Below are 15,230 nucleotides of genomic sequence, written 5' to 3' on the forward strand. Positions count from 1 at the left end.
AGCAACCTGCGGCTAGTTTCCTAGTTTGCTCTTTGATTTTCATTGAGTATAAATTTAATCCTTTCTTATTTTGAAATCGGTTTCTTATACCGTAAATATATCACTTTCTATATAATCTGTCAACATATTTTGCTAAAATATTATTAGTAATAGAATTTTACAGTTCCCTTAAAAATAGATGTCATTAGCGGATTTTATTCCAGTTTTCCCCTTCATACTTTACAAGCAAAAAAGATGATGTTATAGTAAAAGGCAATTCAAACTATTGTAAAATTTCTACAAAAAAAGAGAGCCGAAACTCTCTTTTTTATCTTCTTTTACTTTTTTTGACTGGCATGAGTGTGATGTCCCTCACACTAAAGTAAGCTAGGATTAACATGGCGATTGCTAGAAACATTTCTGTTGGTAATTGAAAAATTTTCAGAAAAGATAGAGCCAACAAAACCAAGAGTGCCACTAAAATACATACCATAGCGACGATATTGACTGTCCCTTTAATGCTTTCTGGTGTCGCAAATACATAGAGTAGGAGCAGTAAAATCCCTAGGACTAAATAGACCATCTTTCTCTCTTTCTAGCTCTTATTCAGCTGATTTTTTCTTCTTGTTAGCTTTCTCACGCTCTGCCTTGTTAAGGATTTGTTTACGCAAACGGATAGACTCAGGCGTTACTTCCATGTACTCATCGTCGTTCAAGAACTCAAGAGACTCTTCAAGTGTCAAGATACGAGGTGTCTTGATAACAGCTGTTTGGTCCTTAGTAGCCGAACGAACGTTGGTCATTTGTTTAGCCTTAGTGATGTTAACTGTCAAGTCGTTTTCACGAGAGTTTTCACCGATGATCATTCCTTCATAAACCTCAGTACCTGGGTTGACAAAGATCGTACCACGTTCTTCGATAGACATGATTGAGTAAGTTGTAGCCTTACCAGCATCGATAGAAACAAGAGCACCACGGTGACGACCACCAATCTCCCCTGGAATCAATGGCAAGTATTGGTCAAAGGTATGGTTCATGATACCGTAACCACGAGTCATTGACAAGAACTCAGTTGAGTATCCGATCAAGCCACGCGCTGGAACAAGGAAGACCAACCGAGTTTGACCATTACCAGTTGAAATCATATCCAACATTTCACCCTTACGTTCAGAAAGACTTTGGATAACAGAACCTTGGTATTCTTCTGGAGTATCGATTTGAACACGTTCAAATGGCTCACATTTAACACCGTCGATTTCTTTTACGATAACCTCTGGACGAGATACTTGAAGTTCATAGCCCTCACGACGCATTGTTTCGATAAGGATTGACAAGTGCAATTCTCCACGACCTGAAACTGTCCATTTATCTGGTGAATCAGTTGGGTCAACACGAAGGGAAACGTCTGTTTGCAATTCAGCCTGCAAGCGTTCTTCTACCTTACGAGAAGTTACCCATTTACCTTCTTTACCAGCAAATGGTGAGTTGTTGACCAAGAAAGTCATTTGAAGAGTTGGCTCATCGATGTGTAGGATTGGAAGAGCTTCAACTGCGTCTGTCGGAGTAATGGTTTCACCGACAAAGATATCTTCCATACCTGAAACAGCAATCAAATCACCTGCTTTGGCTTCTTGGATTTCACGACGTTCCAAACCAAAGAAACCGAAGAGTTTTGTAACACGGAAGTTTTTAGTTGTGCCATCAAGTTTAGACAGAGTAACTTGGTCCCCAACCTTAACAGTACCACGGAAGACACGACCGATACCGATACGTCCAACGAAGTCATTGTAATCCAAAAGTGATACTTGGAACTGCAAAGGCTCATCTGAGTTATCTACTGGAGCTGGAATATGGTCGATAATCGTGTCAAAGATTGGTGCCATAGTAGCTTCTTGGTCAGCTGGATCATCTGACAATGAAGAAGTTCCGTTGATCGCTGAAGCATAAACCACTGGGAAATCAAGCTGGTCGTCATCTGCACCAAGCTCGATGAAAAGTTCCAAGACTTCGTCCACTACTTCAGCTGGACGAGCTGATGGTTTATCGATTTTGTTGACAACCACGATTGGGACAAGATCTTGTTCCAAGGCTTTTTTCAATACAAAACGAGTCTGTGGCATTGTTCCTTCGTAGGCATCTACGACCAAGACAACACCGTCAACCATTTTCATGATACGCTCAACTTCTCCACCGAAGTCCGCGTGTCCTGGTGTATCCATGATGTTGATACGAGTTCCATTGTAGGCAACGGCTGTATTTTTAGCAAGAATGGTAATTCCACGCTCTTTTTCGATATCGTTTGAGTCCATAGCACGCTCAGCCAATTCAGTACGTGCATCAAGCGTTTCTGATTGTTTCAATAATTCGTCAACGAGGGTTGTTTTACCGTGGTCAACGTGGGCGATAATCGCAATGTTACGGATATCTTCTCTTAATTTTGTCATGATTTCCTCTATAATATTCAAAATTTATTTTCTAACTGAACGATTATACCATAATTTCAAGTAAATAACATAACTCAAGCAAGTGTAAATGTTTTCACTCTGCTTTTCTTTTCACATCAAGCCTTTTCAAAGCAAGCGACTTATGATAAGATAAGCACAGTATGCGTTTAGATAATTTATTAGCCCAAGAAAAAATCAGCCGAAAGGCCATGAAACAAGCCTTACTCAAAGGAGAAATTCTAGTCGATGGTCGCCCAACCCGCTCCCTAACTCAGAATATCGATACGGGACTACAAGAACTCCTTTTTCAGGACCAAATCATTCAAGGATATGAGCACACCTATCTTATGCTTCATAAGCCAGCTGGTGTCGTTACAGCCAACAAAGACAAGGAACTTCCAACCGTCATGGACTTGCTTCCGCCTGACATCCAGTCTGACAAGCTCTATGCTGTCGGCCGACTGGACCGAGATACGACGGGTCTCCTCCTCTTGACCGACAACGGTCCCTTGGGCTTTCAGCTCCTCCATCCCCAATATCATGTCGATAAAACTTATCGAGTTGAGGTCAATGGACTTCTAACACCTGACCATATCCAAGCCTTTCAAAAAGGAATTGTCTTTTTAAATGGTACTGTCTGTAAACCCGCAAGACTAGAGATTCTATCTGCAAGACCTTCCCTCAGTCAAGCCTCCATTACCATTTCAGAAGGAAAATTTCATCAAATCAAGAAAATGTTCCTCTCAGTTGGTGTCAAGGTGACTTCTCTCAAACGAGTTCAATTCGGTGATTTTACATTAGACACAGAACTAACAGAAGGCCATTACCGTCCTTTGAATCCAGAGGAACTGGAAATCATTAAAAATCACTTAGAGAAAAGTGGATAAAAGAAAAAAGCTTTATGTTTAAAGCTTTTTGTTTATTGCTTATCTAAAAAATACTGCGACGGCTACAATCCAGTTAAGTACAGAAACCACAAGTCCTACGATGTTGAGAATTTTTTCTGTTTTATAGTCTAGTCTAGATTCTTTTTGGTATGAAAAAGCCAAGACCAATCCTATGATCCCCAAAATCAGGCCTACAATTGGAAATAACAAACCAAGAATAATCGACAAAATACCCACAAAAAGTGGATTTTTCTTCTTTTCTTTCATGTTCTAAGAACTCCTTAAATTTTATACAAATTAATTATACCATAAAACAATAGCTTCATCCTATCATTCGACTAATTTGGAAATAAGGTTAGCTAGTCTTCACTTTCCCTTTCCAAGAATCCAAACCATAAGAAAGGATATAAATCTCAGAAAAACCTTGTTTTTTCAAGTAAAGGGCCGCATTTGTGACACGTTGCGCACGTTGGTTTTCATAAAGAAGGACAGGTTTATCCTTACGAAGAGCTGCAAGACTAGTCTTCAACTGACTTGAAGGAATATTGCGGGCCCCAAGGATATGTTTTCTGTGGAATTCTGCTGGGTCGCGCAAATCAATCAATTGACCCGTACGAATCAAGGCTTCAAACTCCTCATTGTCTACAATTTTAGCCGCACGGCGAATGCGAAGATAGTTAAAGCCCATCCATGCCAACATTGCTAGTATAAGTGCCCACAAAATCCAAGTAACCATTAGTTCTTTTCTCCATTTTTCTCAATATAATCCAATTCTACCTTGTGCTCTCTGCGAAGAACCGCTTCTGCTTCTAGATAGTCTAATTTGTCCATCAACCCTGCATCGTAAATCCGAGAGAGTTCCAGTTTCATCAGTTCAATATCATATAAGCGTTTTCCCATATAAACAATAATACCAAATCGTTTGAGGAATTGCTGCACATCATAGAATGTTTTCATAAGACTCATTCTAGCAAAATTTTGTGTTTTTTTCAAGAAGAGACTCACACAATCCCCCTGATTTTCCTATCTTCTTTGGCGATTCTGACGCAAGTGTGGTACAATAAAAACATGAGAATTCAACAATTACATTATATTATCAAAATCGTCGAAACTGGCTCCATGAATGAGGCAGCCAAGCAACTCTTTATCACCCAGCCGAGTCTTTCCAATGCTGTGAGAGATTTGGAAAATGAAATGGGCATTGAAATCTTTATTCGTAATCCTAAGGGTATCACCTTGACCCGTGATGGGATGGAGTTTCTCTCTTATGCCCGTCAAGTTGTCGAGCAAACTCAACTTCTGGAGGAACGCTATAAAAATCCTGTCGCCCACCGCGAACTCTTTAGCGTTTCGTCTCAACACTATGCCTTTGTGGTCAATGCATTTGTCTCTCTGCTCAAGAAAAGTGATATGGAGAAATACGAGCTCTTCCTTCGTGAAACTCGGACTTGGGAGATTATCGACGACGTCAAGAACTTCCGTAGTGAGGTCGGTGTCCTCTTCTTAAACAGCTACAACCGTGATGTTTTAACGAAAATGCTGGATGACAATCACCTGCTGGCTCACCATCTCTTCACAGCCCAGCCACATATCTTTGTCAGCAAGACCAATCCTCTGGCAAAGAAAGACAAGGTGAAACTGTCTGATTTGGAAAACTTCCCTTATCTGAGTTATGACCAAGGGACGCACAACTCCTTCTACTTTTCAGAAGAGATTCTTTCTCAAGAACACCACAAGAAATCTATCGTAGTCAGTGACCGTGCCACCCTCTTTAATCTCTTGATTGGTCTGGATGGATATACCATTGCAACAGGGATTTTGAACAGCAACCTCAACGGAGACAATATCGTTTCTATCCCACTGGACATTGATGACCCCATTGAGCTGGTCTATATCCAGCATGAAAAAACCAGCCTTTCTAAGATGGGCGAACGCTTTATCGACTATCTACTAGAAGAAGTCCAGTTTGATAGTTGAGAAAAAATAAGAACCAATATGTAGGCTAGCAATAACCTGCATATTGGTTCTTTTTACTTATAATTAAAAGTCTCCCCTGCCAGCTTATCAGCTAACTTGGGGAAGAGAGTATAAAACTTATGGGCTAGGTTCAACAACATAGGGAGATTGAGTTCTCGTTTATTTTTATCTATAATCTTAACAATCTTTTTAGCCACTGTATCTGGTTCTAGCAGGAAACGGTCAACCGACTTAAGATAAGTCCCATCTGGGTCCGCTTTGTCAAAAAATCCTGTTCGGATTGGTCCTGGATTAACCGTTGTCACATAGACACCATAAGGCATGAGTTCTAATCGTAGGGCATTTGAAAAACCAATAGCCGCAAACTTAGTTGCTGAGTACAAACTAGACTTAGCTGTTGCAATCAAACCTGCCATGCTGACGATATTGATGATATGGCCTTTTCGGCTTTCCTTCATACGAGCCGCAAGGCGTCGAGATAGATTCATCAGGGCAAAGGTATTGACCTCGAACATCTGATGAATATCTTGGTCAGAAATCTGGTCAAATTCCTCAAAAATTCCGTAACCTGCATTGTTAATCAAGACATCAATCTTGCCATAGCGGAGATAGAGGTCTGCTACCATAGTTTCTAAGGCTGAATCATCGGTAATATCAATTTCAATCAATTCTGCATAGGGATTGTTTCCGTAGAGTTGGGCTAATTTTTCCTTATTTCTTCCAAGCAAGATGAGTTGGTCATTTGGCAGAAGTTTAACCATTTCTTGGGCTAGGCCACCGCTAGCTCCAGTAATGAGAATAGTAGGCATACTTATCCTTTCTGTGACTGCTAGATTTCCACTTCCTCCAAGTCTTTGACCACATGGACATTTTCAAAAATGCTAGCAGCATCTTTCTTGAGCTTGCTGATATCTTTTGAGAGGAAACGGGCACTGATATGGTTAAGCAAGAGGCGTTTAGCACCTGCTTCTACCGCTACTTGTGCAGCTTGCATATTAGTAGAGTGGCCATGGTTACGAGCAATTTTTTCATCACCCTTGCCATAAGTGGATTCATGGACAAGGACATCGGCATTGACAGCCAGACGCACACTGGAATCCGTTTTTCTAGTGTCTCCTAAAATAGTGATAATTTTACCTGGACGTGGAGCTGAGATATAGTCTGCTGCCTTGATTTCAGTCCCATCTTCAAGAACAACGTTCTGACCATTCTTGATTTTCCCAAAAAGTGGGCCAAATGGGACACCAGCAGCCTTGAGCTTTTCAGCATCCAAGGTTCCTTCTAAGTCCTTTTGCATGACACGATAGCCAACGCAGAAAATAGTGTGGTCCAACTCCTCTGCATACACCGTGAATTTATCGGTCTCAAGGATTTTTCCTAAAGAATCTTGGTCAAACTCATGAAAATGAATACGGTAAGGCAGGCGCGAACCTGACACACGAAGGCTGGTTAAGACAAAGGACTTGATCCCTTGAGGTCCATAGATTTCTAAATCTGTCTGCTCTTCATTGGCTTGAAAGGCACGGCTAGAAAGGAATCCTGGCAAGCCAAAAATGTGGTCTCCATGCAGGTGGGTGATAAAAATTTTGCTGACCTTACGTGGTCGAATCGTGGTTTCCAAAATGCGATTTTGCGTTCCTTCTCCACAGTCAAAGAGCCAGACTTCGTTAATCTCATCCAAGAGTTTCAGGGCAAGACTAGAAACGTTACGGGCTTTAGAGGGCTGACCAGCCCCCGTTCCTAAAAATTGAATATCCATTCGATACTTTCTAATTAATCAATATATAACATGGCTGTGCGGTTTTCCGATCGGAAATAGCGCTTGCCAGAAAAAGCAGTAGCTTCTTGTAATAACTCCTCTTGGCTGTAACCTTTAAGACGCTTGCGACCATCAGCCAAGCTTTCCAAATCAGTCAAAGCTGTTAGACTCTCCATGCTAACAACTTCTTCACCTCCAACAGCCTTCATGTAAATCTTGCCAGACTCTTCCAAGACCAGTTGATGGGGGAAAATTTGTGCAATTTCAAAAAGCAAGTCATCCGAGATTACTTCCTCATTTTCAGAAAAAATCCGACCAAGATCCTCACTCTCATAGCAAAAACCAAAAGACTTGCCAGACAGATTCAGACGAATAAAGGGCTTATTTTCAAAGGTGAAACTTGGTTCAGCATTGTAAAGATTCAACTCCTGGCTGAGTTCTGCAAAATAATCCGTCGCAGCTTGAGGACTCTTTTTTTGATATAGTTCTGCAAAGTAAGCATTGACCACGCTAGGCGGAGGAGTGATCAGTGCCAACTGCTCCTGCTCTGTCTTGCCAGCTAGAAGTTGATCCAGATAGACCTTGTCCAGACTTGTATAGCCCCCATATTTTAGAGCTAATGTTTTGATATCAGTCATAAAATTCTTCTAACCTCCATTTATTTTTCTCGGAAATGTAGCCTGTAATCACTTCACCGTCCTCCTGATAATCACGTTCTTCCAGAACCGCTACACTTTCCAAATCATGAATCTTGTAGGACTTAGAAAAAGGGACGCGCAGGGTAAATGCTTCAAAAATTTCCTTAATCTTATCTAGCAATAAAGCTTGCAAGTTCTCACGACTATCCTCAGACTTGGCAGAAATGAGGGCATAAGGCGTTTGGGTAGGCGTGAAATCCTCCACCAAATCGGCTTTATTGTAGAGGGTCAGGCGAGGAATATCCTCCATGTCCAAGTCTTTCATGATGGACAGGACTGTTTTTTCATGCTCCTCGTGGTAAGGATTACTGGCATCAATAACATGAATCAGAAGGTCCACATGCTTGCTTTCTTCCAAGGTTGACTTAAAACTGGACACCAACTCTGTCGGTAAATCTTGGATAAAGCCAACAGTATCAGTTAAAGTCACCTGTAGATTGCCCCCCAGATGGATACTCTTAGTCGTCGCGTCCAGAGTTGCAAAGAGCTCGTCTGCTTCATACTGGATCTTACTGGTCAAAGTGTTCATGATAGTTGACTTCCCAGCATTGGTATAACCAATCAAACCAATCTTAAAGGTGCTAGACTCCAAGCGTTTTTCTCTGACTGTCGCTCGATTTTTCTCAACCACCTTGAGCTGGCGCTCGATATCTGTGATTTGATTGCGAACGCTACGACGGTTCAGCTCCAGCTGGCTTTCACCAGGTCCACGGGAACCAATTCCCCCTGCCTGACGGCTGAGCATAATCCCCTGACCAACCAAGCGAGGCAAAAGATACTTGAGCTGAGCCAAATGCACTTGGAGTTTCCCTTCATGACTTCGAGCCCGCATGGCAAAGATATCTAGAATCAACTGCATACGGTCAATGACCTTGACACCCAGAACTTCCTCTAGATTAACATTTTGCCGTGGGGTCAGACGGTTATTAACGATGACAGTGGTAATTTCTTCTGCATCCACCATGAGCGCAATTTCTTCCAACTTACCAGAGCCGACAAAGGTCTTGGAGTCATACTTTTCACGCTTTTGTCTGTAGCTATCCACTACGACTGCACCAGCCGTCTTGGCTAGACTGGCCAATTCTTCCATAGAGAGGTCAAAATTGTCCATGCCCTGCAATTCCACACCGATCAGCAGGACGCGTTCCTCTTTTTTCTCCGTTTCAATCATCTAAAAACTCCTCAATCTGGCTAAAAATACGCTCCTGCACACCAGACTCTCCAATCTGATAAAAGGTGACCTGCATACGATTACGGAACCAGGTCAACTGACGCTTGGCAAAACGACGGGTCGCCTGTTTGAGACTCTCACTAGCTTCCTCCAAGGTCTGCTCTCCACGGAAATACGGAAAGAGTTCCTTATAGCCAATTCCTTTAGCAGCCTGAACTTCAGGGTAATGGTCAAAAAGCCACTTAGCTTCGTCTAGAAGTTCAGCTTCAAACATCAAATCAACTCGATGGTTGATACGTTCATAAAGCTGACTGCGTTCATCATCCAAGCAGATGATCAGCGGTTCATACAAGGTCTCTTGATTTTCCAAGTCCTGACCAAAATGGGCAATTTCCAAGGCACGCATAGCACGACGACGATTAAACTGGGGAATTTCAAGGCCTGCTTGCTCCACAAGATAGGCTAATTCCTCATCTGTATAAGGCTCCAAACTAGCCCGATAGGCTAAAATCTCCTCATGAGGTGTCTCCCCCCCCAGATGGTAACCTTCAAGTAAACTCTGGATGTAAAGCCCCGTTCCACCAGCTATAATGGCTAGCTTGCCACGGCTGTGAATATCCTCAATAGCCATCTTAGCTTCTGAAACAAAATCAAAAGCCGAGTAAGACTCGGTTACCTCTCTAACATCGATTAAATGATGGGGAACAGCTGCCTGTTCTTCTGGACTAGCTTTAGCCGTCCCAATATCTAGACCACGGTAAACCTGCTGACTATCGCCACTCACAACTTCCCCACCAAAGTGCTTGGCCACTTCAATGGCAAGAGCCGTTTTTCCAACAGCAGTCGGTCCAACAATCACAATTATTTTTGTTTTCATCTTTTTTCCTTGAAAAATTCCCATTTTTTCGTTACTATTATTATAACACAAAAAGGTCAGTCAGAAAAATGTGACCTCTTGAGGAGGCTGGCTAATTAAGAAGATAAAGGAGGAAGACTCATGGCTAAAGGATTCGCTAAAGGTCTTGTAACAGGTGTCGCAGGAACTGTCGCTGCAGTTGCAGGTGCAGTATACGCATTTAAAAAGAAAGTGATCGAACCAGAAGAGCAAAAAGCAGCTTTCATCGAAGAAAACCGTAAAAAAGCAGCTCGTCGTCGCGTATCACGTTAAGAAACAAAAGAAGTTGGGATTTATTTTCTCAACTTCTTTTTTCTATTCTTTTAAATAGCTAGGTCAAACTTCAACTGTGGCTTGACAGGGTCATAATCCACCAATTCAAAATCTTCTGCTTTGATATCAAAGAAATTAGTCCCATCAGGAACATTCAAAACCAAGCGTGGTTGGCAGTCAGACGGCTCACGACGAAGCAATTCCTGAGCTTGTTCAAATTGATTGTCATAGATATGGAGATTGTTGATAAAGTAGAAGAACTTCCCAAGCTTCCAGCCAAAATGTTTGGCAATCATCATTTGAAGAGCCACATACTGCATAGCATTGATGTGGTGGGCCACCAACATATCATTCGAGCGCTGAGTCAAGGTCGCATCCAGATAGATTTCCCCATCAACACGGCGGACATCAAACATAGTCTGAAAGGCGCATGGGAGTAGGCCTTCTGTTTCTTCGAAAGCTTGGTAATCCCAAAGGGAGATAATATTCCGACGATTCCAAGGATTGGCTTCCAACTGTTTGAGAAGCTTATTGATGATATCGTGTTTCTTAACGACTGCCCCGTAACGCTCACCAATAGTTCCTGTATCTCCCACTTCCCAGTCATTCCAGTAGTGAACGTTGTACTTGTCATTAAGCACGTCTAGGCTATTTGACTGATCTTGGTAGATCCAGAGAACTTCCTTGATGGCGGATTTGATAGCGATAGGACGCAAGGTTGTAATGGGAAATTCACCCTTAGCCAAATCATACTCGGCAAAGGCACCTGTCACATATTTAGAGTTGGCAACGGTTCCGTCCTTGTACTTAGGACGAGCCTGTTCTGAGAAAACACCTTCCTTTAGAATGCGTTCAATATTTTCTTTAAAAATCGTATCTGCTTTGGTCATTTCATTTCACCTCATTCATTGTCCTAACTAGTATAGCATAAAAAAAGAAAGGAGGAAAATCACTCGCTTCTGGAAAGCAATTTTCTCCTTTTTTATTTTATTGCAATACAAGTGATGCTGCCCCGATAACCCCAGCGTCATTTCCTAGAGTTGCAAGAGCCAATTTTGTTGATGTGCGTACTTGTGGGAAGCTATTTTCGTCGTAGACTTTTTGAATACCTTGTAGAAGGAATTCTCCTGCAGCTGACACCCCACCACCGATGACTATTGTTGATGGGTTTAGGATTGAACCGATGTTGGCACAAGCGATTCCTAAGTAACGTGAGAAGTTACGGTAAACGATTAAAGCAAGGTCGTCTCCTTCTTTTGCAAGATCAAAGACCGTCTTAGCAGTTACTTCTTCTCCGTTATCAATCAAGCGTTTCAAGGCTGCATCGCCTTCGTATTCATCGGCATAGCGACGAGTCAAGTTGACAATACCTGTTGCAGAAGCAACTGTCTCAAGGCAACCTTTCTTACCGCAAGTACATGCGATTGGTTGATCAAAGTCAACAGTGATATGGCCAAGCTCACCTGCTGCACCAGCCACACCGTGAAGCAATTTTCCTTCTGCGACAATACCGCCACCAACACCAGTACCGAGTGTCATAAAGACAACGTCTGGTTGGTTATCTCCAGCACCCATCCAACGTTCACCAAGAGCTGCCACGTTGGCATCATTATCGATGAAGAATGGAATACCCAAGGCTTTTTCAATTTTTTCTTTAATTGGTTGAAGAGTTTTCCAGTTCAAGTTGTAGGCACCAATAACAGTTCCTTTTTCACGATCAACCACACCTGGTGATCCCATTCCAATACCTTGGAAGTCTGCTGCTGCCAATCCAAGTAAGTCCAAACGATGTTGAATAGACTCAATCATATCATCAACGATATGGCTTCCCTCATCCAAAATGTTGGTCTTGATTGACCATTTTTCTTGGATTTCTCCTGCTGTTGTCAAGATTGCAAATTTGATAGAAGTTCCACCAAGGTCAATCCCAATAATCTTTTGACTCATCATATTCTCCTTTTTCATTATGAATTAACTGAAAATGCTTACAGATATAGTATAACAAAAACTAATCGTTTATGCAAAGGTTTGCATTAACTTTCTGAATTTTATCCTGACTTATGGTTTCCAGAGACCTGAAGCATCGACATAGTAACGACCTCCATCAACTCTCTCATTTTTAGCCATTTTGCCATCTGATTTCAAATAGTAATTGCCTTGCCATGTATTGCGAGCGTATGAACCATCTGATTTCAAGTAATACCAGGCTTGGTAAGAAGAGTCATAAATCCATTCACCTTGTGCCATTTTACCGTTTGATTTAAGGTAATAATCTCCTTGCCATGCATTCTTTGCATAAGAACCATCTGATTTCAAATAATACCAAGCTTGATAAGAAGAGTCATAAATCCATTCGCTCTGTGCCATTTTACCATCAGCTTTCAGGTAATAGCTTCCCTGCCAAGCATTTTTCACTGGATTTCCATTTTCATCAAAGTAGTACCAAGCACCGTCCTGCTTAACCCAGCCACTTGCTGTTGCTGAACTTGTATCAGTTTGAGCCGCCGTTGATTGTTTTGCTTTGAAAGCACCTTTTGGGGCATTTTTCAATTCACACGCCACACCATCATGATCACGGTCTAACTTGGCAGAATAACCAGGTTCTCCCTCATGAATATCCGCGTATCCATTCGCCCAAGCTTCCTTACAACTAGAAAAATGAATGTTTTCTTCTGCTAACACAGGTTGTGAAAACAAGGCTAAAACTGGCAAGGTAGCCAGACTCATTTTTAAAAATAGACGTTTGTTCATTTCTTTCTCCTATAACAATGTTATCGATTTCAATATTATTTTACAAAACTTACTTTAACAATTCAAGAAAATCTTTGACTGTCCCAGCAAACTCTTCTGGTTTAGCTTCGTTCAAAACATGAGGGCCGTCTGGGATAATCTGAAATTGGGATTCTGATATTAATTTATGAAGACTTCTCATAGAACTAAGATTCGGTTTATCTTTGCTACCACAAATTAGTAAGGTTGGATAAGGACAAGTTCTTGATATAGCCGTTAAATCAAGTGTCTTCAATTCCTCAGAAACTCCGACCATAAGAGCTTTGTTTGCTCCCCGTTTTTCAAAAAAACTTTTTGGAAGTAGTTTAAAAATCATCAACTGGATTTTAAATAAGATATTTCCAGCTAATTTCAGAGGGCAACCTGACAAAACTAAACCTTGAAGATTTGGTAAATCATAACTGGAAAGTTCTAGTGCCAGGGCCGCACCTAAAGACAATCCAACCAAAATAAAAGGTTCTGTCTCTTGAGCTAGATGCTGATAAACTCGTTCCTTGGCTTGTTGATAGTTGCTAACTGTAGAAGGAAATAACTCGATAGCCTCAGAAGGATAATCTGTCAGTAGATTTCGAACTTCTTTCCAACTCTCTGCTGACTGCCCTAGCCCGTGTAAAATACCAGTTTTATTTAGTTCTCCTCTAGGCTTAATTCATACAAGCCTCTCACTGCATTACAGCCGTAAATAGCTTCTGCTTGGGCTAAATCTGCCAAGGTCAAGACTTTCTCTTCTACCTGTCCTGTTTCTAGCAAATGCTGACGATAAATTCCTGGTAAGATTCCAAGTTCGATAGGCGGTGTGTAGAGTTTCCCAGCGATTTTCAGAACCAAATTTCCGATAGAGGTTTCAAGAAGTTCTCCAGACTTATTGTGGTAAATAATCTCTTGCTTCCCTAGGTTCAAATGCGGTCTATAAGTCGTTTTAAAATAGGTAAAGGCTTGTTGCAAATTGGTTTCCTGAAGGTAAAGTTTGGCCTGACAAAAACTTGGACTAAGGGGTGTTAATACTTGACGACTGAGTTCTATCTCTCCAGACTTGTCGAGAGAAATACGCAAGCGGTAATCTTGATTAGCATCACAAGCCTGACACTCTTCCTCTATCCTTTGTCTCAAGTATTCTGGATTAAAAGGATAGGCAAAATAGCGACTAGCCTTTCTGAGTCTTTCTATATGCTCTTCTTTAAATAGCAAATGGTTCTGACTAATTTTCCCTGTCGTAATAAGCTGAAAAGGGATTTGTTTCCGATAAAGCACAGCAGCCTTTTGATGAACCTCACGATATTCAGACTCCCAGGTGCTGTCCCAAGTGATTCCCCCACCAACTCCATAAATGGCTTGACCCTTGTGAAGTTGAATGGTACGAATGGCCACATTAAAAATCCTCCGTCCATTTGGAAGCAAGATACCAATGGTCCCACAGTAAACACCACGTGCTTGAGGCTCTAAGTTCTTGATGATTTCCATAGTCGCTATCTTTGGTGCGCCAGTTATAGAACCGCAAGGAAAGAGTGAGCGGAAAATTTCAACTAAATCCACATCTGATCGAACTTGACTTTTAATAGTCGAAGTCATCTGCCAGACAGTCGAATACTGCTCCACTTGACACAAACGCTCCACATGCTCACTCCCCACCTCAGAAATACGGTTCATATCATTGCGCAAGAGGTCCACGATCATCATATTTTCAGAGCGATTTTTGGGATCCTGCTCCAACCAACTAGCTTGGGCAAGGTCTTCTTGGTCGGTGATCCCACGCTGAGTTGTTCCCTTCATTGGTCGTGTTGTCAACTCACGGTCATTTTGCTCAAAAAAGAGCTCTGGGCTCATGGAAATCACTGCCATCTCATCATGTTCCACATAAGCATTGTAGCCTGCCTCCTGCTCTACCACCATACGATTGTAGATAGCAAAAGGATTAGCACTTAAGTCCTGCTTGAGTTGGACGGTGTAGTTAACCTGATAGGTGTCCCCCTGCCGCAAATGATGATGAATCTGAGCAATGGCTTTTTCATAGTCATCTGCAGATGTTACTTCCTGCCAATTTGAAGGCAAATCAACCTCATCATAAGTCAAGGGAATAGGGGAGGTCTCCACCCTATCATGAACAGTAAAGTAAAGTAAATACTCGTCCAATAAAGGTGCCTTGTGAACTGCTAGTTTCTCTTCAAAAGCAGGTGCAGCCTCGTAGCTGACATAGCCCACCACATAATAGCCTTGCTCTTGGTAGCTTTCCACTTGTGCCAGCAAGTCTGACACTTCTGCTACATTTCTCGTTTTCAACTCTTTAATCGGCTGGGTAAAGGTGTATCTCTCCCCCAAAGCCCTAAAATCAATCACTGTTTTTCTATGCATACCTTAAG

Annotated in this window: 18 protein-coding genes; 3 read left to right on the forward strand and 15 right to left on the reverse strand. The window is 41.8% G+C overall.

Annotated elements, in window-relative coordinates:
- Positions 1–307: 307 nt before the first annotated feature.
- Both ADI58_RS03255 and typA read right to left on the reverse strand, forming a co-directional pair.
- Positions 308–562, reverse strand: coding sequence for a DUF3165 family protein (locus ADI58_RS03255; RefSeq protein WP_023932983.1), 255 nt, complete (start codon positions 560–562; stop codon positions 308–310).
- 19 nt (positions 563–581) lie between these two features.
- Positions 582–2,423 (reverse strand): translational GTPase TypA, encoded by a 1,842-nt coding sequence (gene typA, locus ADI58_RS03260; protein WP_000164111.1) that lies wholly within the window; start codon positions 2,421–2,423, stop codon positions 582–584.
- A 161-nt stretch (positions 2,424–2,584) separates the two neighbouring features.
- Between typA and ADI58_RS03265 the strand changes: the two genes are divergently transcribed.
- Positions 2,585–3,310, forward strand: coding sequence for a 16S rRNA pseudouridine(516) synthase (locus ADI58_RS03265; RefSeq protein ID WP_049521441.1), 726 nt, complete (start codon positions 2,585–2,587; stop codon positions 3,308–3,310).
- 39 nt (positions 3,311–3,349) lie between these two features.
- Here ADI58_RS03265 and ADI58_RS03270 read toward each other — a convergent pair whose 3' ends face one another.
- The 3 genes from ADI58_RS03270 to ADI58_RS03280 all read right to left on the reverse strand — a co-directional run bounded on the left by ADI58_RS03270 (position 3,350) and on the right by ADI58_RS03280 (position 4,315).
- Positions 3,350–3,577 (reverse strand): hypothetical protein, encoded by a 228-nt coding sequence (locus tag ADI58_RS03270; protein WP_000660077.1) that lies wholly within the window; start codon positions 3,575–3,577, stop codon positions 3,350–3,352.
- Positions 3,578–3,665: 88 nt separating this feature from the next.
- Complete coding sequence (locus ADI58_RS03275) at positions 3,666–4,046, reverse strand: rhodanese-like domain-containing protein (RefSeq protein WP_000259256.1); 381 nt, start codon at positions 4,044–4,046, stop codon at positions 3,666–3,668.
- Entirely contained in the window at positions 4,046–4,315 is a 270-nt protein-coding gene (locus tag ADI58_RS03280; RefSeq protein WP_000051787.1) for a YqgQ family protein, read from the reverse strand. The genes ADI58_RS03275 and ADI58_RS03280 overlap by 1 nt, the downstream gene beginning before the upstream one ends.
- A 63-nt stretch (positions 4,316–4,378) precedes the next feature.
- Between ADI58_RS03280 and ADI58_RS03285 the strand changes: the two genes are divergently transcribed.
- A complete protein-coding gene (locus ADI58_RS03285; protein WP_001222592.1) occupies positions 4,379–5,287 on the forward strand; it encodes a LysR family transcriptional regulator in 909 nt (302 codons plus the stop codon).
- 53 nt (positions 5,288–5,340) lie between these two features.
- On the opposite strand, the gene ADI58_RS03290 is transcribed toward ADI58_RS03285, so the two are convergent.
- Genes ADI58_RS03290 through miaA form a run of 5 tightly spaced genes read right to left on the reverse strand, consistent with a single transcriptional unit; the run spans position 5,341 to position 9,792 of the window.
- Entirely contained in the window at positions 5,341–6,096 is a 756-nt protein-coding gene (locus ADI58_RS03290) for an SDR family NAD(P)-dependent oxidoreductase (RefSeq protein ID WP_049521442.1), read from the reverse strand.
- Positions 6,097–6,116: 20 nt separating this feature from the next.
- Positions 6,117–7,046, reverse strand: a complete 930-nt coding sequence (gene rnz, locus ADI58_RS03295; protein WP_049521443.1) for a ribonuclease Z — start codon at positions 7,044–7,046, stop codon at positions 6,117–6,119.
- Positions 7,047–7,060: 14 nt separating this feature from the next.
- A complete protein-coding gene (locus tag ADI58_RS03300; RefSeq protein WP_049521444.1) occupies positions 7,061–7,684 on the reverse strand; it encodes a cystathionine beta-lyase in 624 nt (207 codons plus the stop codon).
- The gene (gene hflX, locus ADI58_RS03305; RefSeq protein WP_049521445.1) at positions 7,677–8,915 is read right to left on the reverse strand and encodes a GTPase HflX; all 1,239 of its coding nucleotides are present in this window, start codon (positions 8,913–8,915) and stop codon (positions 7,677–7,679) included. Before hflX ends, ADI58_RS03300 begins: the two co-directional genes overlap by 8 nt.
- Complete coding sequence (miaA, locus tag ADI58_RS03310; RefSeq protein WP_049521446.1) at positions 8,908–9,792, reverse strand: tRNA (adenosine(37)-N6)-dimethylallyltransferase MiaA; 885 nt, start codon at positions 9,790–9,792, stop codon at positions 8,908–8,910. Before miaA ends, hflX begins: the two co-directional genes overlap by 8 nt.
- A 120-nt stretch (positions 9,793–9,912) precedes the next feature.
- Here miaA and ADI58_RS03315 point away from each other — a divergent pair, with 120 nt between their 5' ends.
- Positions 9,913–10,083, forward strand: coding sequence for a DUF3042 family protein (locus ADI58_RS03315; RefSeq protein ID WP_001051780.1), 171 nt, complete (start codon positions 9,913–9,915; stop codon positions 10,081–10,083).
- A gap of 50 nt (positions 10,084–10,133) precedes the next feature.
- Here the strand turns inward: ADI58_RS03315 and ADI58_RS03320 are convergent, their stop codons facing one another.
- The 5 genes from ADI58_RS03320 to pabB form a co-directional block, all read right to left on the reverse strand.
- On the reverse strand, positions 10,134–10,973 hold the full coding sequence (locus ADI58_RS03320) for a thymidylate synthase (RefSeq protein ID WP_049521447.1): 840 nt from the start codon (positions 10,971–10,973) through the stop codon (positions 10,134–10,136).
- Positions 10,974–11,070: 97 nt separating this feature from the next.
- Complete coding sequence (locus ADI58_RS03325; RefSeq protein WP_049521448.1) at positions 11,071–12,030, reverse strand: ROK family glucokinase; 960 nt, start codon at positions 12,028–12,030, stop codon at positions 11,071–11,073.
- A gap of 111 nt (positions 12,031–12,141) precedes the next feature.
- Positions 12,142–12,834 carry an excalibur calcium-binding domain-containing protein gene (locus tag ADI58_RS03330; RefSeq protein ID WP_080982447.1) on the reverse strand — a complete coding sequence of 231 codons (693 nt, stop codon included), beginning with the start codon at positions 12,832–12,834 and terminating at the stop codon, positions 12,142–12,144.
- A gap of 49 nt (positions 12,835–12,883) precedes the next feature.
- On the reverse strand, positions 12,884–13,489 hold the full coding sequence (locus ADI58_RS03335) for an alpha/beta fold hydrolase (RefSeq protein ID WP_049521449.1): 606 nt from the start codon (positions 13,487–13,489) through the stop codon (positions 12,884–12,886).
- Positions 13,490–13,500: 11 nt separating this feature from the next.
- On the reverse strand, positions 13,501–15,222 hold the full coding sequence (gene pabB, locus ADI58_RS03340; RefSeq protein ID WP_049521450.1) for an aminodeoxychorismate synthase component I: 1,722 nt from the start codon (positions 15,220–15,222) through the stop codon (positions 13,501–13,503).
- Between the last annotated feature and the right edge of the window lie 8 nt (positions 15,223–15,230).

It is taken from the genome of Streptococcus mitis (assembly GCF_001074635.1).
Taxonomy (GTDB): domain Bacteria; phylum Bacillota; class Bacilli; order Lactobacillales; family Streptococcaceae; genus Streptococcus; species Streptococcus mitis_E.